At 57.2% G+C, this 23,642-nt stretch carries 20 protein-coding genes and 4 pseudogenes; 12 read left to right on the forward strand and 12 right to left on the reverse strand.

Features of this window, described 5'->3' with window-relative positions; genetic code table 11:
* The first annotated feature begins 135 nt into the window (after positions 1-135).
* Together ACZ5TV_RS13575 and ACZ5TV_RS13580 are read left to right on the forward strand one after the other, a co-directional pair.
* Positions 136-1,719 carry a transposase gene (locus tag ACZ5TV_RS13575; protein ID WP_379778977.1) on the forward strand — a complete coding sequence of 528 codons (1,584 nt, stop codon included), beginning with the start codon at positions 136-138 and terminating at the stop codon, positions 1,717-1,719.
* 490 nt (positions 1,720-2,209) lie between these two features.
* Positions 2,210-3,511 carry a site-specific recombinase gene (locus ACZ5TV_RS13580; RefSeq protein ID WP_379778950.1) on the forward strand — a complete coding sequence of 434 codons (1,302 nt, stop codon included), beginning with the start codon at positions 2,210-2,212 and terminating at the stop codon, positions 3,509-3,511.
* Positions 3,512-3,596: 85 nt separating this feature from the next.
* Here ACZ5TV_RS13580 and ACZ5TV_RS13585 read toward each other — a convergent pair whose 3' ends face one another.
* The 4 genes from ACZ5TV_RS13585 to ACZ5TV_RS13600 all read right to left on the reverse strand — a co-directional run bounded on the left by ACZ5TV_RS13585 (position 3,597) and on the right by ACZ5TV_RS13600 (position 6,902).
* Positions 3,597-4,862, reverse strand: coding sequence for an RNA-guided endonuclease InsQ/TnpB family protein (locus ACZ5TV_RS13585; RefSeq protein ID WP_379778947.1), 1,266 nt, complete (start codon positions 4,860-4,862; stop codon positions 3,597-3,599).
* A gap of 167 nt (positions 4,863-5,029) precedes the next feature.
* Positions 5,030-5,278, reverse strand: coding sequence for a type II toxin-antitoxin system HicA family toxin (locus ACZ5TV_RS13590; RefSeq protein ID WP_379778944.1), 249 nt, complete (start codon positions 5,276-5,278; stop codon positions 5,030-5,032).
* Positions 5,279-5,283: 5 nt separating this feature from the next.
* A complete protein-coding gene (locus ACZ5TV_RS13595) occupies positions 5,284-5,586 on the reverse strand; it encodes a type II toxin-antitoxin system HicB family antitoxin (RefSeq protein ID WP_379778941.1) in 303 nt (100 codons plus the stop codon).
* Positions 5,587-5,642: 56 nt separating this feature from the next.
* Positions 5,643-6,902: an RNA-guided endonuclease InsQ/TnpB family protein gene (locus tag ACZ5TV_RS13600; protein WP_379778938.1), complete on the reverse strand. Its 1,260-nt coding sequence runs from the start codon at positions 6,900-6,902 to the stop codon at positions 5,643-5,645.
* A gap of 106 nt (positions 6,903-7,008) precedes the next feature.
* On the opposite strand from ACZ5TV_RS13600, the gene ACZ5TV_RS13605 reads away from it, so the two are divergent.
* Entirely contained in the window at positions 7,009-7,644 is a 636-nt protein-coding gene (locus tag ACZ5TV_RS13605; RefSeq protein ID WP_379778935.1) for an IS6 family transposase, read from the forward strand.
* A 259-nt stretch (positions 7,645-7,903) separates the two neighbouring features.
* On the opposite strand, the gene ACZ5TV_RS13610 is transcribed toward ACZ5TV_RS13605, so the two are convergent.
* The gene (locus ACZ5TV_RS13610) at positions 7,904-8,068 is read right to left on the reverse strand and encodes a hypothetical protein (RefSeq protein WP_379778932.1); all 165 of its coding nucleotides are present in this window, start codon (positions 8,066-8,068) and stop codon (positions 7,904-7,906) included.
* A gap of 136 nt (positions 8,069-8,204) precedes the next feature.
* On the opposite strand from ACZ5TV_RS13610, the gene ACZ5TV_RS13615 reads away from it, so the two are divergent.
* From ACZ5TV_RS13615 to ACZ5TV_RS13635, 5 genes and pseudogenes are all read left to right on the forward strand, one after another.
* Positions 8,205-8,600: an HVO_A0114 family putative DNA-binding protein gene (locus tag ACZ5TV_RS13615; protein WP_379778929.1), complete on the forward strand. Its 396-nt coding sequence runs from the start codon at positions 8,205-8,207 to the stop codon at positions 8,598-8,600.
* A gap of 20 nt (positions 8,601-8,620) precedes the next feature.
* Positions 8,621-8,725: pseudogene (locus ACZ5TV_RS13620) on the forward strand (toxin-antitoxin system TumE family protein); the annotation flags it as partial.
* Between the two features lie 28 nt (positions 8,726-8,753).
* Positions 8,754-9,170: an HVO_A0114 family putative DNA-binding protein gene (locus tag ACZ5TV_RS13625; protein WP_379778927.1), complete on the forward strand. Its 417-nt coding sequence runs from the start codon at positions 8,754-8,756 to the stop codon at positions 9,168-9,170.
* 228 nt (positions 9,171-9,398) lie between these two features.
* Positions 9,399-9,566 carry a DUF7837 family putative zinc-binding protein gene (locus tag ACZ5TV_RS13630; RefSeq protein WP_449271941.1) on the forward strand — a complete coding sequence of 56 codons (168 nt, stop codon included), beginning with the start codon at positions 9,399-9,401 and terminating at the stop codon, positions 9,564-9,566.
* A gap of 232 nt (positions 9,567-9,798) precedes the next feature.
* Positions 9,799-10,146, forward strand: coding sequence for a DUF6788 family protein (locus ACZ5TV_RS13635; RefSeq protein WP_007997457.1), 348 nt, complete (start codon positions 9,799-9,801; stop codon positions 10,144-10,146).
* 64 nt (positions 10,147-10,210) lie between these two features.
* Here the strand turns inward: ACZ5TV_RS13635 and ACZ5TV_RS13640 are convergent, their stop codons facing one another.
* Complete coding sequence (locus ACZ5TV_RS13640) at positions 10,211-10,642, reverse strand: TRAM domain-containing protein (RefSeq protein WP_379778924.1); 432 nt, start codon at positions 10,640-10,642, stop codon at positions 10,211-10,213.
* 608 nt (positions 10,643-11,250) lie between these two features.
* Here ACZ5TV_RS13640 and ACZ5TV_RS13645 point away from each other — a divergent pair.
* Positions 11,251-12,495, forward strand: a complete 1,245-nt coding sequence (locus ACZ5TV_RS13645) for an orc1/cdc6 family replication initiation protein (protein ID WP_209487136.1) — start codon at positions 11,251-11,253, stop codon at positions 12,493-12,495.
* A gap of 388 nt (positions 12,496-12,883) precedes the next feature.
* Here the strand turns inward: ACZ5TV_RS13645 and ACZ5TV_RS13650 are convergent, their stop codons facing one another.
* Positions 12,884-13,378 (reverse strand): zinc ribbon domain-containing protein, encoded by a 495-nt coding sequence (locus ACZ5TV_RS13650; RefSeq protein ID WP_209487138.1) that lies wholly within the window; start codon positions 13,376-13,378, stop codon positions 12,884-12,886.
* Positions 13,379-13,494: 116 nt separating this feature from the next.
* Positions 13,495-13,566: pseudogene (locus ACZ5TV_RS13655) on the reverse strand (hypothetical protein); the annotation flags it as partial.
* Between the two features lie 29 nt (positions 13,567-13,595).
* Here ACZ5TV_RS13655 and ACZ5TV_RS13660 point away from each other — a divergent pair.
* A pseudogene (locus tag ACZ5TV_RS13660) lies at positions 13,596-14,836 on the forward strand (molybdopterin oxidoreductase family protein); the annotation flags it as partial.
* A 131-nt stretch (positions 14,837-14,967) separates the two neighbouring features.
* Positions 14,968-16,716 carry a globin-coupled sensor protein gene (locus ACZ5TV_RS13665; protein WP_379781541.1) on the forward strand — a complete coding sequence of 583 codons (1,749 nt, stop codon included), beginning with the start codon at positions 14,968-14,970 and terminating at the stop codon, positions 16,714-16,716.
* 64 nt (positions 16,717-16,780) lie between these two features.
* On the opposite strand, the gene ACZ5TV_RS13670 is transcribed toward ACZ5TV_RS13665, so the two are convergent.
* Positions 16,781-16,951, reverse strand: a complete 171-nt coding sequence (locus tag ACZ5TV_RS13670) for a hypothetical protein (protein ID WP_209487144.1) — start codon at positions 16,949-16,951, stop codon at positions 16,781-16,783.
* 162 nt (positions 16,952-17,113) lie between these two features.
* Positions 17,114-17,593: pseudogene (locus ACZ5TV_RS13675) on the reverse strand (transposase); the annotation flags it as partial.
* Between the two features lie 374 nt (positions 17,594-17,967).
* Here ACZ5TV_RS13675 and ACZ5TV_RS13680 point away from each other — a divergent pair.
* Positions 17,968-19,866, forward strand: coding sequence for a methyl-accepting chemotaxis protein (locus ACZ5TV_RS13680; RefSeq protein ID WP_209487146.1), 1,899 nt, complete (start codon positions 17,968-17,970; stop codon positions 19,864-19,866).
* Positions 19,867-20,262: 396 nt separating this feature from the next.
* Here the strand turns inward: ACZ5TV_RS13680 and ACZ5TV_RS13685 are convergent, their stop codons facing one another.
* Together ACZ5TV_RS13685 and ACZ5TV_RS13690 are read right to left on the reverse strand one after the other, a co-directional pair.
* Positions 20,263-22,092 (reverse strand): PAS domain-containing protein, encoded by a 1,830-nt coding sequence (locus ACZ5TV_RS13685; RefSeq protein WP_464383912.1) that lies wholly within the window; start codon positions 22,090-22,092, stop codon positions 20,263-20,265.
* Positions 22,089-23,630 carry an ATP-binding protein gene (locus ACZ5TV_RS13690; protein WP_379783525.1) on the reverse strand — a complete coding sequence of 514 codons (1,542 nt, stop codon included), beginning with the start codon at positions 23,628-23,630 and terminating at the stop codon, positions 22,089-22,091. The genes ACZ5TV_RS13685 and ACZ5TV_RS13690 overlap by 4 nt, the downstream gene beginning before the upstream one ends.
* Between the last annotated feature and the right edge of the window lie 12 nt (positions 23,631-23,642).

Here is a 23,642-nt window from a genome sequence, read left to right on the forward strand (position 1 = left end):
CCGCCACACGCTTACAATTCATTCGACGATGAGAGAGTATGTTTGTAGTCATGTCGGTATGGTAACTTTGCTATCGACCTCACCATTTTCTAAATGAGTGGTTCCGGCAGTCCTCCTTCCAAAGATGACCCCCGTATGCAGTCTCTGTGCGAAGCGTACCAGCTCGGGATCACCATCCGGGACAGACTCAAAGAAACCGATCTTGTCACCGTATTCGATGATTTCGATCACACGATAGACGCGATCGAAGACGGGTATCCAGCATGGCATCCTGCGCCACTCTCGTTTCGCGCGATGGTGCTCTCGTTCGTGTTCATGGAAATAACGGGTGATTCATACGCCAACTTTACCCGACGACTCACCCGACAACCGGAAGTAGCGACTATCCTCGGCTTCAGTCGAGTGCCCGACGAATCAGCGTTCTCGCGAGCGTGGAAAAACCGATTCGACGACACAGCCCACGAATACGCCCGCGCTGCCGCCCACTTCGTTGTCAAAGAAGTCCACGATCGCGACATCTCAGCGCCGGAGGTGCGGCCTAAGGCAGAGATCGTCGACGACACGCAAGAAGACGCAAACCCAGTAGAAGACAAATCCTTCTCACAGGACGAGATTGTCCAGACAACGCGCCTCGCGCGTGATCACGCCTATGGACACTTCGACTCTGGTCGGGCGTCGAACGCCTCGTACGAGGACACACAATTTTTCGAGCTACAGACGTTCATGGGGATGGTTCGGTGCGGAACCGCACAGGGGGCGACTCGCTTCCAATATCGTCGTGGCGAAGAGTACGGACCGCATGGCGACACCCACCTCCGCACCGTCAAGCAGTTCGAACCTGACGAGTTCATAAACGGCTTCAATGAGACAACGGACCGCTTGCTCTCCGTGATCGCCTCAGAAGCATCGTTCCGCCGGCCAGTCACTGCCGCGATCGATATCACCGCCATTCCCTACTACGGGGATACCGAGGAGATGCCGATGGTCAGCGGGACCAAAGATAGAGACAGTCGAGCCTTCAAATTCGCAACGCTCTCGATCATCGGACAGAATATCCCGCTCGTTCTCGCCGTGGAACCAGTTCGAGAGAGCTCTGAGTGGGATGAGAACCCGTCAAATCAGATCCATCGGACTGTGCGACGGCTCGTTCGACGAGCGAAAGAGCATGTTCCAATCGAGACAGTGCTGTGTGATCGAGAGTTCGATTCGATACAAGTGTTACAGACACTCTCAAACCTCGATGTGAACTACCTCATACCCAAGCGAGTCTCCAGCTCCGAACGGGATGTACTTGAACAAATGGAGGAAGACGACCAAGAGGTGGCTGTTGAGTCGGCTTCTGTCCATGTTGAATCTGGATCACATCCAATGCGGCTCTTGTACGTGCCGTCGACGAGTGGGGAGGGGACAGCCGTCTTCGCGACGAATCTCCGAGTGGGACCCGATAAGGCCGAGGCGTTCTGTAAACGGTATAGTCGCCGGTGGCAAATCGAGAGCGAGTACAAATCGATCAAGGGCGACTTTCTCGCCAAGACCTCCTCGAAAGACTACCGCGTTCGCTTGTTCTACTTCGTGTTTGCCGTACTCTTGTACAATATCTGGCGGCTCACCGACTTCCTGCTGAAAGCGGACACCGACGGCGAGATGGACTACGCACCTGTGATTACTGCGGGTGAGTGTGTTGAGCTCGTTGCCTCAGCATTGATTCCACACGACTAACTCGCTGAGCCCTCGCTGGGTCCGCCGATCAAGAGTGACAACCGTATTCAGCAGCGCCAAAATCCACGCAATTTCGTACGCCGTCCGGCAGTTCGAGAGTAGGGATTCAAAACCGATGCCTGATCGGTGAGAAGCACCACGAATTGATGGCGATTCGATCCAAAACTGGCCTATCTTCCGAAACTGTGGGGATCTACAGGGCGCGAAATCTATATATCGATATACAATATAACAGTATGCCCACACCGGTCAGATAGGCTCTGACCGCCGATATCACTCGATAAGCACTCACAGAATCACATTTCGGACGAAATTACTTACTCTGTCTTATCTCGGTAAGACGGAGTAAACTCCTAGTGACCCCCACCCGTGGCCCCAAACGAGGCAGATCCAGAACTATGGCCGACGCTTCCCTACACAGTCGCTCCAGCCCGATCGCCGCTGCTGGAGCGGCGTTCCGGCGGCACAACCCCCACACCCCGGAGGTCCAATGACGGGCCGCCGCTCCGTCGAGACCGCGATCGACGACACGTTCACGAAGTACCTCACTGACAAGGGCAAAGGCGACGCCGGCGAGCAGGGCGCGTACCGCGCCGACGCCGAACGCGAGCTCCAACGATTCCGCCGCTGGTGTCTCGGACGGACCGCCGACTCGGCGAACGCCTCCCCGCCAGAGTCGTGGTTGGGCGTCGTCGACGGCGACACCATCCGGTTCGCGGACCTCGACACGACGGTGTTCTCGGACTACGCGCGGTATCTCTCAACCGCCGGGTACGCCGCCGGGACGGTGCTCACCTACTACGCGCACGTCGCGTCGTGGTGCGGGTGGGCGCACGCGCAGGGGTACATCCCGCGGCACTATGCCCGGGAGTCGGACGCCGAGGATCCACTCCCCGAGAACGACGGCCGACGTCCAGGAGACCAGCAGGCGTGGGAGCCGATCCACCGCGACCTGATCACGCAGTTCGTCGACCGGCGCGTCTCCGAAGCGTTCGACGCGCTCGGCGCGATCGAGGTCTCCCATACCGACCGGGACGACCCGGAGAGCGAGACGTGGCAGGCCAAACAGCGCGCCCGGTTCGAGGTGTACCAGCGGTGTCGCGAACAGGCGCTCGTCTATGTCGTTGCGTATACGGGCCTGCGCGGGTCGGAGTTCCTTTCGGCACCCAAGGAGGACCGGGAGGGCCGCAACGGGATCCGATGGCGTGACGTGTCGTTCGCGGACAGCAGCGTCACCGTGTTCCGGAAGAGTCGCGAGTGGAAGGAGGCGTCGCTCCCCGAGCCCGTCATCGGTCCCCTGCGCCGGTACGCCGAGGTGCTGGACGTGCCGGACTCGTGGCCGGTGTTCACGACGCTGCACCGGCCGTCACTCGCTTCCCATGTCACTGAGGAGCTCGCGGCCGACGGCCTCAACGACGACGCAATCGAGCGCGTTCGCGCTGGGGCCCCCGACCTGATCGTCGCCGCCGAGCACGACCTCGACGCGCCGAAGCCGCTGACTACCGACGGCGCCCGGTCGATCATGGAACGGCTCTGGACCCACGAAGCGCTCGCTGAGCGTCGCGACGAACTGGACCTCTCACTCGACGGGGACTATCTCGAACTGCACGGCGGGCGCCGGGGCGTCGGGGAGGTACTTGTTCGACAGTTCGGCTACGCCGCGGCCGCACGGTATCTCGACAACAGTGAGGAACAGGTCCGCGAGGCCTACCAGCATATTGAGGCGGCCGAGCGCGCCGACATGGCGACCGAGGCATTCTCTCAGACGGACAACCGGGTAAACGAGCGGTAAGGCCCGGACTCTCTCGTTACTATACAATAGTAACGTACTGAATCAGTGAACCGCCTCGGGGTCAAGCCCCGAGGCTTCCCGTGGGTTAGTCGGACACTCCCTCACGCCCATCGGCCTGATGGCCTCGAACGGTCGCGGGGGTCACGGTCGGCTGGTTCACACAGCCCGATGCCTGCCGTCGCAGTTTCCTAACAGTCGGCAACGTGTTGAGAGCAGGCACATTTCGATCCAACGACTCCAATCCTTTCTTCGCAATATTCACTGCCGCGTTCCGGTCAGCGTGGTCTTGCCGACCACACGCGTTACACTTGAACCGTTTCTTCCGACGATTCGACTGAGCCGTATGCTCACACTTCGAGAAAGAACACATCTGACTGGTGTAAGCCGGGTCTATGTCGTCGCTCGGAATCCCCTCGAACGCCGCTTTGTACGCGACGAACGAGCGAAGTTTGTGAAACGGCAACGAGTGCAACCGACGATTCATCCGAGTGCCGTAATCAATCGAGTCTCGCATATGCTTGAGGTCTTCAAACACAACGAGCGGCGACTCGAATTGCTGAACCCACTCCACGATTCGCCGGGAAATTTGGTGAAGTTGGTCGTGAACATACCGTTCTTCCTTGTCCTCGAGCACTTGGTCGAACGCTGTCTGGCCAGCGTTTTGCATCCGTTTTCGGATCGTGAAGTAGCGATGGCGCTCTTGCTTGATTTCAGGGTAGCCGATGACCACTGAGTCAACGATAGCGTCTTCACGAAGGGCTGAAAGAGCTACACAGTCCTCGTTGATATCCACCCCTACGACAGTCTGAGTGTCGTGTTTGTCTTGAACCGTGGCTTCGAGATGAGTGACGTTGACGTGCAGTTCGTGATTGCCGTTACGCGTCATCGCTTCAGCGGTTCCGACACGCCATTCGTCACTTTCGAGGGCTCGTTCGAGGAGTTCGAGGTTGTCTGGTGCGCCACGAAGTGTACCTTTCACCGGATTGTACGGTTGGGCACTGATTCGGTAGTGTATCTCGTCGTCTTTTAGGGAGAGGTTGTATCCCTCGGTAAAGTTCATTCGCAACGGATATGGCCCAGTTTTCTCGTGACTGGGTGTGTTGTAGTCGTCGCGGTCGTAAGACTGCTGAAGTGCGTCGAGTGCTTTGGCGACGATTCGTTGCGTGGTGTTCTTCACGAGGTCAGCTTCGTCTTCAAGACGTGGTGAGATGTCGTCCCAGTCCATCCCCTCTTTCGCTAACCGGATGGTCTGATTGTACACCCATCGCGCCTCGCGGTACGCTTCGGAAAGAAGTCGCTCATCACCGGATTGGAGTTGAAAGACAAGTGTCTTCGTAAGCGACTTTTCCATACCCTAATCGACGGACGTGGATGTGGTAAAGGTATGGATTAGCGTTGATGGGTTAGGCGTTGTCGGCTTCACCCTCGGGGTCAAGCCCCGAGGCACTCGCCTTGCTCATCTGTAGATCCGTCCGGGGGTACAGTCCAATACCTTCGGCGGGTTAGCTGAGTGGCGTATCAGCACTGCTGGTCAATCCACTGACACCACTTCTCGAAGTCCTCCGCGCCGGACTGCTCTGCGATGTTGCGCAACGTGCCAATTCGGATCCGGTCGTGTTGGGGTACAGAGACGACGCGGACATCATCGTCGTTTGTCGGGTGCTCGTACCGCAGCTTGACGTGGCTACCGGTCCGGTCAACAATAACGAATCGGTTTTTTGTGAGTGCCTTGACGACGTCGCGCCCGGAGAAATCGCGTGACGCCATCCGATTTACTGCATAAAGTCGGGGAGGCCATCGTGCTCATCACGAGCCTGCGCTACCTCATCCGGATCAATACCGAGATTCTCGAGTGCTTTCTCCTCTTCCTCCCGGGTATCGATCGATTCGCCGATCTCCCCCTTGTGGAGCGCGACTGCCTCATCGAGGTTGTCAAGGGCGCCCTGCCTCGTCTCACCTTGGCTCGCAACACCTGTCTCCTCGTCATGGGCGACCCACCAGCCGTCGTCCGCCTGAGTGAGCGTGATAGTTCGCCCACCCTGAGGATCGTCGTTCGTACTCGTTTCAGTGCTCATTACCAGCGTATTACCTGAGTAGTGTGATAAGCATTCGGCCGGTGAACTACCCCACCCTACTCGCCCACTGCATGCGCCGTTCGCTCCTTGAGGGTGGGGCTTCCTGTTTCGATGACGCGCTTTGCAGATACCGAATGAGTATCCGTAGGGAGCGCAGTCTCCACAGGCGTTGATTCGGGCCATCCCAGCCCTAGTTCGGCAAATCCTCTCTGCAAGACGTTCATCGCCGCATTCGCGTCTCGGTCACACGCAAATCCACAACTCGGACACGAGTGTTCTCGTACCCAGATAGGTTTTGCCGTCTCAACACCACACGACGCACACTCCTTTGTCGTTCCCGCTGCGTCGACTTGCACGACGTGTGTCCCGTACAGCTCACCTTTGTATTCGAGTAGGGTGATGAACTGTCGCCACGCCGCAGCCTGTTTATTCCGCGCGTTCCCGTCACCCTGGAGTATCTCAGCAACGTCCAAGTCTTCCACAAACACCGCATCATACTCGGTGGCGAGCCACGTCGTGAGCTTATGCTGGTAATCTAGCACCTTCTGGCGGATGTGGCGTTTGACCTTCGCAACCGTTTTGCGCTGTTTTTCGTCGTTGTTCGACCCGTGTTCCTTCCGCGAAAGTTTTCGTTGCTCCCGGCGGAGTCGGTCGTACTCGTCTTCGAGGTCCAGCCAGTCCACGAGATTCCCGTCCGACGTGTGGATATAGTTCAAGATACCGAGGTCGATACCGACGCTGTTTGTTGTTCCGAGCGTCTCCACGTCCGGTTTTTCGGGCAGGTTTGTCTCATCGGTTTCGAGGCCGAACGAGACGAACCACTCTCCAGTTGTCTCTTTTTTAATCGTGACCTCTTTGATAGAGACTTCGTCAGGGATCTCGCGGTGATAGCGGATTTTGATGTCACCGACTTTGGAGAGCCAGAGGGTCGCACGCCGGCCACTCGTGTTTTTGAGTTCGAAGCCGGACTGCGAATACGTCATACTCTGGTACTCACGCGGCGGTTTCCATTTGAGCATCCCAACCTTGTGTCCGTGCGCTTTCTGATCGGAGAGGTTCGAGAGATTCTGGTAGAACCGTGTGATGGTTCGCTGGAGTGCTTTCGAGTGAACCTCTGTGAACACCGGATATTCATCTTTCCAGTCGGTGAGACGGTCATGATGCTTGTACGCCGATCCGATAGTATCAGCGTCGTTGTGGTTCGTGTATTCGTACCGCGTGAAGTTGTACGCTTGGCGATGAACGTCGATATGGTAGTCCAGTCGCTCCGCTACCTGTTGTGTCGGGAAAGCGCGGTAGCGGTGACTGTATTCCATCGCTGTCTCCTAATTCGGAATGTATTGAGTTAATGGTTTGTACTCCTGTGCGGGCGGTGTTCAGATAAGGATTGAAAGGTGAGGCGGTGCGTTTTCAAAGTGATTCATGCCCGAAAACGACCGCCTCAGCGGCTGTTTAGACGAGATCAACTTAGAGTTTGTGGAGCGAGAAGCAACACCGCGGCTGTTGATGAAGCTCAGTATTCAGCTACATCTGTCTGGATTATCACTTTCGAATACTGTTTCTTTTCTTGAGGTATCCGGTGTTGATCGGGTTCGATCTACCGTCCATAATTGGGTTCATAAGGCTGATCTACAGCCGAAATCTGGTCGGAGTCCGAATCACGTTGCGGTTGATGAAACTGTGATTCAGCTTGATGATGAACAATATTGGCTGTACGCCGCCGTCGATCCTGACTCAAACGATCTGTTACATACAAAGCTTGAACCGACAAGAACGAACGTGATCGCAGATCAGTTTTTTGCGGAACTCCGCGAAAAACACGATGTAGATGACGCGATCTTTCTTGTTGATGGCGCGGTTCCACTTCACCGAGCCTGTGAAAAACACGGCCTCGATTTCAGATACGAACGACATGGAAATCGGAACAGCGTCGAACGTGTCTTTCGTGAGGTAAAACGCAGAACTATCTGTTTCTCAAACTGTTTCAGCAACGCCGAAGCAGAAACTGCAAACGAGTGGCTGAGATCGTTTGCTTTCGCATGGAATCAGCTTATCTGAACACTACCCCTGTGCGGCGATTCATCCCCTCCCTACTCGCTCGCGGTACTCACTCGTGGAGGAAGGGGCATTCTCGCCTCTATTCTGGTAAACGAGCCGTCTTAGATCTTAACCAGTAACTTCAGTGTGAATCTTCAGAACGGAGGTCATCGATAATGGCCGCCATAGAGTCGAGTTGTGTTCGAGAACAAGACCGCCAGTCGGTAGATCATCTGTAGCTGGTTCTCAGTAGCACTGAAACCACGTCGAAGCAGTAGCACTACTCGTCGATGTCGACGACAGTCGATTCCTCGGGGGGAGCGATCTCGATCTCGGCGGCACCGCGCTCGATCTCCCCGGGCGTCCTCTCCTCAGCCTCGGCGAGCAGCGCGGTGAGCTCCTCGTCGGAAATGATGTCGGCGTCGGCAGGGGATTCGCGGCTCATGTCTTCCTCTACCCATTGCGAAGGAATAAACCGGGGTGATGGTTCATCACCATCTGCCAACGACGGCGTCCGTCCTGGTGACCCGAGCACGCTGATCAACGCACAATCGAAACCCCAGCCCCACACTACAACAATCATGACCCGAACACTCTACGTCCGGATCAAGTCCGCGGATTGTAGTGGCCTCGAGGAGCGGCTCGAAGCGATCGACGCTGGCGATGACGTCGAACCCAGCGAGCCAACGCTGTCGATCGAAGACCTCGAGACGTTCGGTCGCGTCTTCCGGTCGACCAGCCTCGAACTCCTCGAAGCAATCGTTGAACACGAGCCGGAGAATATCCGTGAACTCGCTCGCCTCGTCGACCGGAACCCACCGGAGGTCCTCGACAACGTGAACGACCTCGCCGACTACGGGCTTCTCGAGCTCGAAGAGAACGGCAGCGCGAAGCGCCCCGCCGTATGGTACGACGAGATCGACGCCGACCTCCCGCTCACATCGGCGTCGGAACGGGAGCGCAAGGCGAACGCCTGAGCGCTGAGATACCGATGGCTGACGACGTCGAGTTCCCCGGGATGGAGGACCGGCTTGTCGAGTTCTGGGCGAGCGCAGACGAGTACTGGGACGCCGTCGGCGGCGACCCGCCCCGGCCACACTGACCGAATACCAACACACGATACCCCGACCATGACCACACTCCACATCACCGTTGGCGACCGAGAACAACTCCGTGAGGACGCGCTCCAGTTCGTCCAAGATGTCGAGGCCGACGATCTCGACGATCAGGATAGAAAGGCAACGCTCCAGTTCGGCACCTACGACGACTTCGTCGACAGTCTCACGCCGCTGCGCCTTGAGCTCATCCGGGCGATCGCAAAAGAGGCGCCTGAGAGCATGCGCGAGGCAGCGCGTCTCGTCGAGCGTGACGTGTCCGACGTCCACTCGGACCTGAAGCATCTGGAAGTACTGGGCATCCTCATGCTCGAAGAGGGCGGGCCCAGCGGTGCGATTCAACCCGTTGTTCCGTTCGACCGCATCGAGGTCCACATCGACTACCCGCTCATCGATAGCGGTGACGCCGATGGTACTCCCGCGAGCGCGTAGTCACCACCCACCGCTCTCGGAGTGTCCTCGTATGATGGTTACTCACGATTCACAATCACGCTGCTGTCCCGGAACAGTACTTTCGCCCCGCTCGCCCGAACTATAAGTCACAGAGTCTCAAATTTTGAGTAGAGGGAGCACCGCTGAGTCGGTTTTAACAACCAGATCAGCTCTAAAACAGTGTCACACGCTCCCTCTCCCCTCGAAGTAGCCCGTGAACTCGTGAGAATGAGTCCTAATGACCCAGAGACGGTCCGTGGCGACTGCTCGTTCTGTGGCGAGACAGTCACCGGTCGGCACGCAATCATCCACTTTGAGACCGCTGGCGGTGGCCCTGGCGTGTGGGCCGAATGTCCAAGCTGTGGTGAGATCGTTGACCCCACCCATGCTCAGTAAACAGTTCATCCAGCAGATTGTTAGGCTCAAGCCGTCATCGACAACGCACCACGAGTGCCGTCAGTGTGGGTACAGCGTGGAGAAAGAAGTCGATGAATGTCCACAGTGTGGCTCTCACGAGATTGCGGCCTACGATCTTGAGTAATCGCTGAAGTGTTCACGGTTGGTAGAGAAGGTTCTATACCTTATGTATCACCCGAACGCTAACATGGCTCCGATTGTTACATAAGGTATGAAGCAGCCGTCACCACCCACCTCGCTTCCGAAGTATCTCGCAGAGGGGCTCCCAAAACAGGATACGGGGACACTCCAAGAGGTACAGAACTATATTGAGGCGCTCATCGAGTATCGCGACCAGTCGGTCGACACTGACGAGCTTCCCGAGGCTGCCGAGCCCGTCGACGAGCCTGATGGCGCAGGAAGCGGGACCGTTGTCAAAGAGAAAGTCACCTGTGGCGACGACAGCTGTAAATGTGCCAACGGGAATCCCTCGGATATGCACGGTCCGTATCTCTATCGCTACTATCGTGAGAACGGCACGATGAAATCGGAGTACGTCGGTAAGCCAAAAAGTGAGTAGTGGTGAGTCAAGACTACCAAAATTTTGACGACGTCGACCAACAGATATAGGCGATAAATCGACGCTACAGCGCCCGTAAGTCGCGTTCGACGATACTAGCAAACGCGACGTTCTCTTTGACTTGCTCGATCTCGACCGACGGTTCATCACCTGGTTGTCCGCCGGGGACAATCACGACGTAGCCGTGTTCAACCTTCGCGATGCCATCGCCTTGATCACCAGTCGTCTCGATCGTCACATCGCGGACCTCACCCTCATTTACTGGAGGACCGTCCGACGTTAGAGTTTCCTCTTGGGCAGTTGATTGAGGTTGGTCTTGCTGGGTCTCCTGTTCTTTCGAAGATTTCGACGCGAGGATGGCGATCCGGTACGTTTCGTCGACAGCGAGCGTGCCATGTTCGACTTCATTCGACGGAATATCCATGACATATGACCCATCACGTTCTTCGATTTGAGCACTGAACAGAGAACGGAACGAATCAGGAATTTCAGTCATCGGATGTCAGTAGTATAGGAAGCACAGAGTATCTAAATGTCGCGTATTAGAGTGTCGGAGAGACTGGTACTACTGTAGAATGAAGCGGCCGTATCTCAGAAGCTCGGAACAGTGTCTACACACCATAGCGTCCGCTGTTCTCAGAGAGCGGCTAGACGGAACAGCGGACACGGTGGAGTGGTACCCACCGAGTGACCGATAGCGTGAGGGAGAGAACGGCGGACACGGTGGTGTCCACCAGTAGTGTACGACCTAGATAATCAGTGATAGGACCTGATCTGGAGAGGAAAACAATAGAATGGATAATCAGTATTGTTGAACCCTCCCTCCACGGTGTCCGCAGTTCTGTGTAAACTAAGTAGGAGACTTAGTTATGCCACCTACTAATTTAATAGTATAATCTTAAGACTACGAACTAGTAATAGCACAATAGTAATAAAACTATCTATACATTAGAGTCAAAATAGAGTGCTTTGATTACAATTTCTACTAACAGCGGACATAGTGGGGGGAGGGTGTGATGGCGTAATATAAATAAGAAGAGAACAGCAGACACTACGGACAGGGTGGTTTTATATTGGGAGCGATTTATCAACAGACGTACGACGATGGGAATGTTCGAGCGGGACACCGATATTTACCGTGACCGAGACGCCCTTCGTGAGGACTACCAACCCGAGCAACTGGTCGGTCGAGACGAGGAACTCGACACATATCAGACGACCCTACAGCCCGTTATCAACGGCGAGCAACCGAACAACGTCTTTCTCTACGGTAAGACAGGTGTCGGCAAGACAGCTGCAACGCGATATCTACTTGATCATCTTCAGTCCGATGCGGCCGAGTACGACGATATTGATCTCTCGGTAGTTATGCTCAATTGCGACGGCCTGACATCGAGCTATCAGATCGCGACCCGCTTAGTCAACGAGTTCCGGGACGATACCGATCAGATCAGCACGACTGGGTATCCGCGAGCCGCTGTCTATGATATGCTCTGGAACGAGTTAGACACTAATGGGGGGACAATTCTGATCGTCCTTGACGAAGTCGATCACATCGAGGATGACTCCATCCTCTATCAGTTGCCGCGAGCTCGGGCGAATGGCAACCTCGAGACAGCCAAGACTGGGATTATTGGTATCTCAAACGACTTTTCATTTCGTGAGGACCTCTCCCCGAAGGTACGATCTTCACTGTGTGAGGAGGAGATCCACTTTCCTGCTTATGACGCCACAGAACTACAGCAGATTCTCCAGCAACGAGCTGATGTCGCGTTTCACGAGAGCGTTCTTGAGGAAGGCGTCATCCGCCTCTGTGCTGCCTACGGGGCAAAGGATGCCGGCGACGCTAGGCAATCACTCGACCTATTAATGAAAGCAGGAGATATCGCTCGCGATGACTCTGCCGAACACGTCATCGATGAACACGTTCGTCAGGGCCGGACATCACTCGAACGGGGACGAATTCGTGAAGGAATTGGGGGCCTCACCCAGCATGGACACCTCGTGTTGTATGCCGTGTTGACGCTCGATCAGCAGGGAAAGACTCCGGTTCGCTCGCGGGATGTTCGACCCAGATATACGAGTATGGCCGAGCGGGCAGGGATCAACCCGCTCGTTACACGCCGGATGCGTGATCATCTTAGCGAACTCATTATGCTCGGGATTCTTGACGTCACCGAACGCAATGAGGGTCGCCGCGGTGGAACCTACCGCGAGTATTCCGTGTCAATGGATCCAGAGCTAATCATCTCTGCGATGGCTGATACTGTCGAACTCGTTGGAATCCACGAGTCAATAGAGAAGTTGCTTGAGCGAGAATCTACGTCAACCCTGCAAGACTATCAGTAGTTCTCTCCGTGTGTTGATTTCTCCGGACATCGTGGTGTCCGTTCCGCTTGGAGGCACACTCTCGTATGAATCGGTCGGACGATAACAGCGGACAGTCCGGTGTGACGGTAGTTGCGTTCGATTGAAATATGAAGATATGACGCCTTGTTGAACGCAAGGCAGCGTCGGGCTAAATCGACTCTACACAGTCTTACAGCGTTAGAGGCGCTCTTATCTAGAACCGTGAAAAGCGGCCATTTGCGTATACTGGCTTTATCATGAGGAACCAATTAAGCGGTCAACATAAACGGCTAATGGCATGAAACCAGCTGATAGAGCTACTCATTTTCAGGTATCCTGTGTGATACCAAGCAGTCAGCGTTCGGTACTCCCGATTCAATAGCGTACGCTATGGAAATTCGCAGCCGCAGTCCGGACAGAAGGTTTCGTCGCCATCCAGCAGAGAGAGGCACTCAACGCAGAGACGGTTGCTTGGATCGGTGGCGATATCTTCCAGAAAGTCCATCGCAGTCTGTGACGCAGCCCCTGGCCGATAGCCGTTAGCGTACCCCGGCAGTGTTGAGGCCCATTGGACTGTCTCCTCATCATCGACTACCGCAACGTTCCCAGCGATATTGAGTTTCCCGTAGCGTTTGAACGCCTCTGACGGTGTCTGGTCGATAGTTTGGTTTAGAGCACAGTTACGTTTGAGGTCGCGCTCGTAGACATCCTCAGGCGTTGAGGATCGTATTTCGCCTGGGAAGTCCGTGATCGTCCCGTGCTGCTCGTCGATCCGGTCAATCTCGATATCGATGCCGTGCGTATCATACAACGTTCGAAAGAGCCGTAGCGTATGGTCGTGCCATTCTCGGACGTCCGCATCAGCGTAGTAGCGGAGAATCATGTGTCCTGCTCGGTGTTTTCTGCGGCCGCGATGCGGTCCGAGAGGCTTTGGGCGAGCCACTCGTTGGCGAGTTCGCTCGCATAATCGACCATCTCTTGATGGCTCATCCCCTCGGTTCCGAAGGATTTGTAAACGTGCCATTGTTCCGCACTTGGATCAAAGACAATTACATGTGTCTTCGCTTTCATATCCAGCAGGAACGCTTCGATCGTGCCAGGAGACGATCCGCGAGGCGGCCCGGGCGTACGGCGAGGCCGACCGCGCCGCGGTCATCACGGGAATGGGGACGAGCCAGCACCGCTGCGGCACCGACAACGTTCACGCCCTGCTCAACCTCGCGCTGTTGACCGGGAACGTCGGTCGGCCGGGGACCGGCGTGAACCCCCTACGCGGCCAGAACAACGTGCAGGGCGCCAGCGACGTCGGCGGGCTCCCGGGCGTGCTCCCCGGGTACGAGTCCGTGACGGACCCGGACGCCCGCGAGCGCGTTGCCGCGGAGTGGGGCGTCAAGCCGCCCGCCGATCCCGGGCTCACCGAGGTCGAGGCGACGCACCGGTTCGGCGACGAGGTGCGCGCAGCGGTCGTCTTCGGCGAGAACCCGGCGGTCACCGAGCCCAACGCGAGCACGGTCGCGTCGGCGTTCGAGGCGCTCAACTTCTGCGTTGTCATCGACCTGTTCGAGACGGCGACTGCGGCCCACGCCGACGTGGTCCTCCCGGGGAGCGCGTGGGCAGAGAAGGCCGGCACCATCACGAACACCGACCGCCGCGTAATGCGGATGCGCCCTAACGCCGACCTGCCGGGAGACGCCCGGCGCGATCTCGAGGTCCTGTCTGCGCTCGGGCGGCGGCTGACCGACCGGCCCGACACGTTCGACTACGACGGACCGGAAGCGGTCTTCGACGAGCTCGCGCGCGTCGCCCCCATCTACGAGGGGATGAGCTACAGGGGGATCGGCGACGCTACCAGCGCTGGCCGTTCTCGGCCGCGGACGACGCCGGGACGGACGTGTTACACACGGAGAAGTTCCTGACCGGCGAGCGCACCGCGCCCCTCGCCGTTATCGATCCGGTGCCGCCCGCGGACGACCTCAACGCCGGCGAGCTGACGCTGACGACCGGCCGCGTACTCCAGCACTTCAACAGCGGGGCGCTCAGCCGGCGGTCGGACCGGCTGATGGCGATCCGCGGCGAGGACGCGCTTCAGATCCACCCTGACGACGCGGCCGACCGCGGGATCGAGGACGGCGCTCCGGTAACGGTCTCGAACGAGCGCGGGACCGTCGAGGTTACCGCCGAAGTCACCCCCACGGTCCGCGAGGGAGTGACGTTCTGTACGTTCCACTACGTGGAGCCGCTTGCGAACGCATTGACGGGCGACGCGCTCGATCCGGACGCGGGGATTCTCGAATTCAAGCACTCGGCGGTCGCCGTCGAGCCGGTCGCCGAGGGCGACGCGGCCGGCGCCGACCCAACGGGCGTCGTCACCGCCCGATCGGCGTTCATCTCCGATATGACCGCTGACGCTCCACTATCACTCTTGAGAGACGGGTGTCACCTCTTATGTCATGGAAAAGCGGATCGCTCCACATGGCGACATTTGGAGAGTACGGGCGGGGCGACTTCGGGCAGGGCGGTTTAAATGACGGACTCGACGTTTCCGGGCTGGTCGACGAGATCGGACTCGACGGCGACGAGATTGCGTGGCGAAAGGATTTCGTCGGATTCGACGAGGAGGACGAGCGTCGGTTGAGCCGGTACGAGGACGCCTTCGCGGAGAACGCCGAGCAGATCGCCGACGACTTCTACGACAACCTCACAGGTCACCAGCAGACCGTCGACGTGATCAGCCGCTCCGACAAGGGGCTCGAACAGCTCAAGCGGACGCAGTCGGCGTATCTCGTAACGCTCGCCGAGGGTGACTACGGATCGGAGTACTTCGAGGACCGTGCGCGGATCGGGAAGATCCACGACATCCTGGAGATGCCGATGAAACACTACCTCGGCCAGTACGGCGTGTACTACGACCTCATCCTCCCGATTATCGGCGACCGACTCACCGACTCGCTCACGGACCGGCTGGCCGACGAGGGCGCCGGTGAGGGAATCGGCGACGCGGTCGAGGCGGCCGTCGAAGAAGAGATCGACGACGCGATCGAGGACCTGCTCTCTATCCTCCGGATCATCAACCTCGACATGCAGGTCGTCACGGACACGTACATCCACTCGTACAGCGAGAAGCTCTCCGACGAAGTCGAGCGGAACAAGCGGCTGATGGCGGATGTGGAAGACGAAGTTCGGGAACCGATCGGCGACCTCCGCGAGTCGGCGGCGGACGTCGCGGACAGCGCCGCCGAAGTCGGTGACGCGTCGGAAGAGCAGTCGCAGCGGGTCAACGAGATCTCCTCGGAGGTGGCGAACCTCTCGGCGACGGTCGAGGAGGTGGCGTCGACCGCCGACGAGGTGGAGCGCACGAGCAGCCGGGCGGAAGCGATGGCCGACGACGGGCGGGAGGCGGCCGACGACGCCGCGGTTGCCATGGACGATATCGGTGACGCCGTCGACGAGGTGGCCGACGACGTCGAGGCGCTCCAAGACCGCGTCGAGGAGATCGACGGGTTCGTCGACGCGATCAACGGGATCGCCGACCAGACCAACCTGCTCGCGCTGAACGCCTCGATTGAGGCCGCTCGGGCCGGCGACGCCGGTTCCGGGTTCGGCGTCGTCGCCGACGAGATCAAATCGCTCGCGGAGGAGTCTCAGCAACACGCGAGCGACATCGAGTCGATGGTGGGCGGGATCCAGACCGACACCGAGGACACCGTCGAGAGCCTCTCGGAGACGACGGAGCGGGTCGACGAGGGGAGCGAGCGCGTCGCCGACGCTACGGAGAACCTCACTGCCATCGCCGAGGCGGTGACGGAGACGGCGGACGGTATCGGCGAGGTCTCGGACGTGACCGACGAACAGGCCGCCGCCGCCGAGGAGATCGCCGCCACGGTCGACGGGGTGGTCGATCAGTCGAACCGCATCACTGAGAAGATGCAGGAGCTGGCGGCCGAAAGCGAGCACCAGTCCGAGGCGGTCGAAACGGTGGAGCAGACCGTGCGCCGGCTGGCTGGAAGCGATCGGGACGACGCCGGATCGGCCGCCGTGTCTCGCACGGACGGCGGGACGGTCAAGAGCGGGACCGACGGCGGAAGGGTGGGGACGGACGGCGATCGGTCGGTTCCGGCGGGACTCCCGGAGGGAATGCCGTCGTTCGTGATCGATCGGCTCTCCGACGAGGAGCTGCAAGCGATCGCAGACGGAGAGATGGAGATGGACGATCTGTGCTGACCGAATCGCCCTGATCGAATCGCTCTGACCGGATCTCCGGCAGTCTGTCACCCGCCGTCCAGAGTCAGGGCGCGAAATACGCGTCCGGACCTCGGATCCCGGTGAGTTCGCGAAGCGGACGGGCGCCACACCGTCCGCAGACGTCCGGTTCCGCGGGGTCGTCGGGGAGCGCAAACACCGTTTCGCAGGCGTCGCAGGCGGCGTATCGGAGCGCAAGTCCCGGCGAGTCAATCATGAATGTGACACGCGGCCGACGCACATGAATCCCGCTCCGGACTATGGCGAGTGAATCTCGATCCGAACGGTGGCGAGGACCGCTGGTCGCGCAACCCCTAAGCCGCGAGCGATCGCACTATCGATCGAGTCGTCCGTACGGGCGCCAGTCATTCGTCTTTAGCTAAGACTCACACCTCGGTTGTGTAGCGGTAGCGAGCGTCTCTTGTAAGATCGGTCGTTGTTGATGGATCTTCTGAGCATCCTCAATGAGCCGCTCCAGCAACGGTGGTGGTGAGTAGCCGAGGTACTCACCGAGTTCGTGGAGAACAAGCTGGACGTGCGACCGGAAGGTCGCCGCCCAGCGTTCCGGTGGAAACACAATCTCGTCGTCAGCCTGCTCGGTGACCAGATCCAACAGCTCACGGCTCACTAGCAGCGACAGCGACGCCGCATACAGCAAAATCTCCACGACAACAGGGTTTCTCGTGTCAAACTCATCTAGTTCGTATTGCGTCTTCAGCTCACAAAACAGCGTTTCTACCTCCCATCGACACCGGTACATCGTTGCGAGATCCGCCGGGAGAAACTCTTCTCTCGGCAGATTTGTGACGTACAGATGGTAGTCGTCGGCGTTCTCGTCGCGGACGCCGACGACGCGAACCTCTTCGACGATCGCCCCAGCCTTATCCATCACTGCCACCTGTGCGTACCGTTTGTGGACGTCGATTCCGAGGTACATGGTTCGTTCACCCGGGACGCCAGTGCGTGAAGCAGAGATTCACCTATTCGGGCTTTCTCGGATGCCGCGCGGCGCGGCATCCGGGCTGTAGCGCCCATGACTCGGCTTCTTTCGCACACGGACCAGTCAGCAGAACGTGCTCTGCGGCACGAAATCCAGGTCGATCTCTTGCGCCCCATATCTTGTTTCACGCTCTCCTAGGGTAGCAGCGTTTCCATCGAGTCAACAGAGCCAATGTTCTCAAAAACGAGAACTCGGTAAGAGGGTCTAAGTACAGGATCACACAGAGCTAATGCATGGAATTAGAAGACGCAGAATCAGCACTTCAGCGGTACATAGAGAATACCCCGAACGGTACAGAGATTCCTGACGAGACGTTCGGGCGGCGACATATTGGTGTGTTGGCTTTCACGCTTGCTTTACTTCCATTTGTTTTTGGAGTCAGTCGGATGGCGGGAGCAGAGTCGATCACTGGTGCGGAATTGCCGGTCATCCCAATGCTGCACTCCGTTGTTGGCACCGGTATCGTGTTCGGATTGGTAGTGATAGCTGCAATTCCGGTACTTCCCCGCCGAATTAGAGCGGCGACAGGCGCGGTCGCGTTCATGGTACAGGGGTCGGTGTTAGCGTACTTTACTGGCGGATTCATCGAGGCACATTTTATCTACTTTGTTGGAGTCGGGGTTGTTGCACTGTATGAAGATTGGGTACCGTTTGCGATCACGATTGGCTACGTTGCCCTCCAGCACAGCGTCTTCGGGCTCATAGAGTGGTTCACAGTCTATAACCATCCGGCTGCGATGGCTAACCCGGTCGTCTGGGGTGGAATACACGCTGTTGGGGTGCTGATGCTTGCGGGGACGATCACGTTCCTCTGGCAGTCTCTCGCAATTCAGCGACAACAGGCTCGCGAGAAGGTCCAAGAGAAACTGGAAGAAGCAGAGGAAGCGAGAGATCGTGCCAAAGAGAAGGAGATAGAGGCGGCCGAACAGCGCGAGGAAATGCAAGAACTCAACGCGGAACTTGAGCAGGCCGCTGCCGACTACCAATCGGTCATGGTTAAGTGTGCGGCCGGTGACTTCACCCGCCGACTTGATACCGATGTAAGCAACGAGGCGATGGCCGAAATAGCCACCACGTTCAACGAAATGGTGGAGGATCTTGAGCTGACGTTCGCGCAGATCCAAGCCTTCGCTGATGAGGTCGCTTCTGCGAGTGAAGATGTGAGTGCATCGACGGCAGAGACGCAGCGTGCGAGCGAGCAAGTTGCGGACTCTATCCAAGCTATTGCGGCAGACGCGGATACACAGCACGGACAGAGCCGAGAGGCATCGAACGAGATGCAGAATCTCTCTGGGACAGTCGAAGAAGTTGCGTCCTCAGCAGACGAAGTTGCTACAGCCTCTCAGAATGCGGTTAAACTCAGTAATAACGGGCAAGAAGCCGCGTCAGAGGCAATTGATGAGATGGAAGAGATCGAGTCCCAGTCTGAACAGACAGTCGATCAGGTCAACACGCTCGCAGGTGAGCTTGATGAAATCGGAGAAGTTGTGGAGTTAATCGAGGATATTGCTGAGCAGACGAATTTACTTGCGCTGAATGCCTCGATAGAAGCGGCTCGCGCTGGTGAGGCGGGATCCGGGTTCGCCGTGGTGGCGGACGAAGTGAAGGGGCTTGCAGAGGAGACTGCGGAGGCTGCTGATGATGTTACCGAGCGGATAGAGCGTGTTCAGTCCAACTCCGATGAGACCGTTGACGATATGGAGTCTATGCAGGACCGGGTTCGTTCGGGCGCTGACACGGTTGAGTCGGCCCTCGCTGCTCTCGATGAGATCACGACCACCGTCGAAGGAGTGAATGATGGTATCCAAGAGATCAGCGACGCAACAGACAGTCAAGCCGCCTCCACAGAGGAAGTCGTAAGCATCGTCGAGGAGGTCGCCAACGCGGCAAATGAAGTGAACAGCGAGTCCGATAATGTCTCAGCAGCAGCCGAAGAACAAACCTCATCACTTGCGGAAGTCTCTCAGAACGCAGACAACCTCAAAGAGCGAGCAGGGAAGCTTCAAGACCGCCTCAGCGGGTTCACCATTGATGCAGAGCCTGACCGGCTCGGAGGTGTAAAGGGTGATAATGCCGGCCCTCAAGCTAGTAGCTCGGTCAGGGTAGTGGGTGACGGCGGCAATACAGAGTGAGATCCTCCTCACTGGCTCTAAAGGCTTGACGGAAACGCTGCTACCCTAGGAGAGCGTGAAACAAGATATGGGGCGCAAGAGACCGATTTGGATTTTGTGCCATCGAGCACGTTCTGTTGAAATTCAATTCTGTAGACGTATTCTCACCTGAAACAGCCGGTTGATGAGAGCTGCGTTTCGAGTATATATGTTGTTATCTGCATTGATAATTACAAGCGAGGATTATTCAATATACTGTACTAGATGAGCATATGTCAGAGCGATCTGAAGGGTATCGATTCCATCTTGAGAAAGCGCTAGAAGCCGATAGTCTCGAAAAGAAAAACTTCCATATTCGACAGGCTCTCCAGATCGCTGTAGTCTACGATGAGCCGAAATAATTAATCTACAAACCTGCTACCCACCAGTTTCCAGCGGAAACCAGATTGTAATTTCGGTGCCGCGTGGCTCACGCTCATCGACGTGGATCTTCCCTCCAGAATGGTTTACTGTCCAGTAGACCAGCCACAATCCCAGTCCACTACCGTGTGAGAGTGTCTCGATAGCCCCTCCCGATTCGAGGACATCTCTGTCAAATTCTGGGATACCCGGACCGTTGTCCCGCACGCTAAGAGTGCCCCATGATCCCTCGACAGCGAGGTTGACACGCACATGGGGGTTTTCGCTGTCGTTGTGGATCACAGCGTTGGTCAACAGCTCTTCAATTGCGGCAGTAATCGATTCGGCTGCAGAGACGACGAGTTGTGTCGGGCCTGTAACGTCGACATCTGCGTTGGGCCAGTCGTCGGCCGTCTCTTTGGCAAGAACCCGAACCACCTGCCCGATATCTACAGAGGTTGGCCCGTGTGAGTCACTAAGAACAGTCGTAATCTCCCGCGACTTCTCACTCGTCGTCAACAGGGTTTCGGCCCGGTCAACGATGGTGCCGGCAGCGGCTTTGGGTTCGCCCTCAAGATTCTTTTGAAGTTGCTCGCCCCGACCATGGATCACGTTCAGCTCGTTGCGGATATTGTGCCGCAGGATGTTATCAAGTACGTGGAGCTGTCGGGTCCGTTCTTCGAGATCAGTCACGTTCCGGCAGATCGCCAGCGTCCCCGCGATCTCTCCGTCCTCGTAGTAGGGGTACCGACTCGTATAGAAGATCGCCTCTCTGTCGCTGTGCTTGAACGTCGGCTCAACGCTGTATTCGACCGGCTGTTCGGTCTCAATCACACGCTGTTTCTGTCGGGCGATCGTCGTGGCAGTTTCTTCGTCCATAAACGCGTATTCGCCGTCGCCGAGCAGTTCATCTCTCGACAGCCCGGCGAACGAACACAGCGCGTCATTAACCAGCCGAAACTCCCCCTCACAGGTCTGGATCATGATCGGATCCTCAAGCCGTTCGATGATATCGCGGTACAACGAGAGCTGACCTTCGAGTTCTTTACGGTCGGTGATATCGGTCTGGACGGCGACAAACGCTCTCGGCTCGCCGTCTTCGACGATCGGTGCGATCGTCTGATCGGCGACGTATTGCGAGCCGTCGCTGCGTTGGTTGGTAATCTCCTCGTGCCACGTGTCACCAGCGGTAATCGTCTCCCAGAGGTCGCTGTAGAAGTCGTCGTCCATCTCTCCGGAGTTGAGAAGATTCGGTGACTCGCCGACAGCCTCGTCTCGGCTGTAGCCCGTGATCGATTCGAACGCCGGATTGACGTAGTTGATCGTCCCGTCCGTGTCGGATATCCAGATCGCGTGACCGGAGGCTTCGACAGCCTGCCTGTACAGTTCCAGCGTCTCCGTCCGTTCTTTGAGGCGCAGCGACTGGGTTCGCAGCCTGACGAGCGCCTGTGTCCGCCACTCTAGTTCGGCCTTTTTGATCGGCATCGAGACCACCTCGTCGGCGGTTTCGAACACGACGCTGTCGGCAATCTCTCCGCTGTCAGTTTCAATGAGTGAAAGGTCTGCCTCCGGTATGAGCAGAAGACACGGCAACAGAGCCGGCTTCGCCTTGCGTTTTCGGGCTCGAAGCGTCTCAGCGTGTGTCTGTAGCATCTCCCCGTCGAGGATACAGCAGTCGAACGTCGCCGTTTCGACCGGCTGGTCCGGATCGACCAGCGTATAGCGGTCATGAGCTTGGATCCACTCAACCACCAACCGTTGATTCCCCTCTCCAGAGAGTAATGGGAACAAGGCTGCCTGCCCAGCGCCATCATCGGGTGAATCGTCCGTAGGGTACGCGTCGTTCATTCACGTCCTCCATCGATTTTGTCCTGTTTCGCCGTCGTCCGTAACTCGACAATAAAAACCGCGCCGGCTGGATCCGCTTCGTCAGGATTATCGAACAATTCGCTCTCCACTCTGTCCTCGATCCAGACATTCCCGCCGTAACTCTCAACAAGACTGTCGACGAGAAATAGACCCATTCCGGTTCCCCCGCTTTCAAGCCCTTTCTCACCCTCCCGGAACAGACTCTCTTTCACATCGTCTGAAATTCCCGGTCCGTTATCAGCCACTCTGATGCGGACTGACTCGTCAGCTTCCTCAACAGTAATCATCACCTTCGGTTGAGCTGTATGGTTGTGCTGGACGGCGTTGTTGACGAGGTTCCGAAACACCGACGAGAGCAACTCGTTCGCCAGCACGTGTGTACCTCGATCGGGTGGATCTGCCATCGTAATCTCGGCATTTGCGAACGTCTCTCGACGCTTTTCAAGTTCCTCACTGAGGATCTGTCGAAGCGGGATTGGCTTGAGGTCCGGCGTCCCGTCACCGTGAATGATTTCTGAGAGGTCTCGGGCGACATTCGTGAGTTCGACGACGTGTCGCCCCGCCCGGAGAATCCTGTCGAGTTTCTCCTGTCCAGTTGGCGTTACCTCATCTTCAAGCATTTCGCCCCACGCGACAACAACGTTCATATCGTTCCGGATGTCGTGTCGGAGAACTCGGTTCAACACCTCGAGTTGCTCGCGTTGCTGGCGGAGACTCTCTTCTAGCTCTCTCAGCTCAGTAATTTCGTGGTTGACGGCGATGAACTGCGTAATCTCTCCATCAGGGCCTTCTACCGGAGCGATCGTCTGTTCGATAACATACCGATCCCCATCTTTTCGACTGTTGATGACTGTACCGTCCCAGACGTCACCCGCTGTGATGGTGTTCCACAACTCCTCATAGAACGCCTCATCGTGTTCACCTGATTTGAGAATGCGCGGGTTGGAACCGACAACTTCCTCGCTCGTATAGCCTGACTGAGATTCAAATCCTTCATTAACGTACTCGATTGTGCCGTCTGTATCGGCAATTAACACCCCGTGACCGGCGTGTTGATCCCGGATCTGTCGGAGTTGTGCGCGCTGATTGTATGCGACAATCGACTGATCTCGAAGGCGGAGAAATGTCTCTAGCTGTTCACTAAGTCGATGTTCTGTGAGTGGCATGTCGATCAATCCGTCAATCGCATCCCACAGTACCGGATGTTCGTTCTGTAGACGAGTGTGAATCTCTTGGTGTTTCGACTCCGGAACTAACAAGAGATACGGGAGAATGATCTGTTCGTCTTCTTTACGCTTCAGAAGTTCCGACCGGTGTTCGTCCAACTGCTTTCTGTCGAGTAGACAGCAATCGAATGTAGCCTCAGCAATATTCGTAGTTTCGACAAGTGTGTACTGATCGTGTGCGGTGAGCCACTCTTCAAGGACACGCTGATTTCCCGGGTCAGTGACCAAAGTGAGCACGCGCTTGGATTCGTCGACTGCTTCCCGATTCGTATGCTGTTCGTTCGTGGGCATGATGTTCGGATC

Source organism: Halorubrum tibetense, from assembly GCF_055396225.1.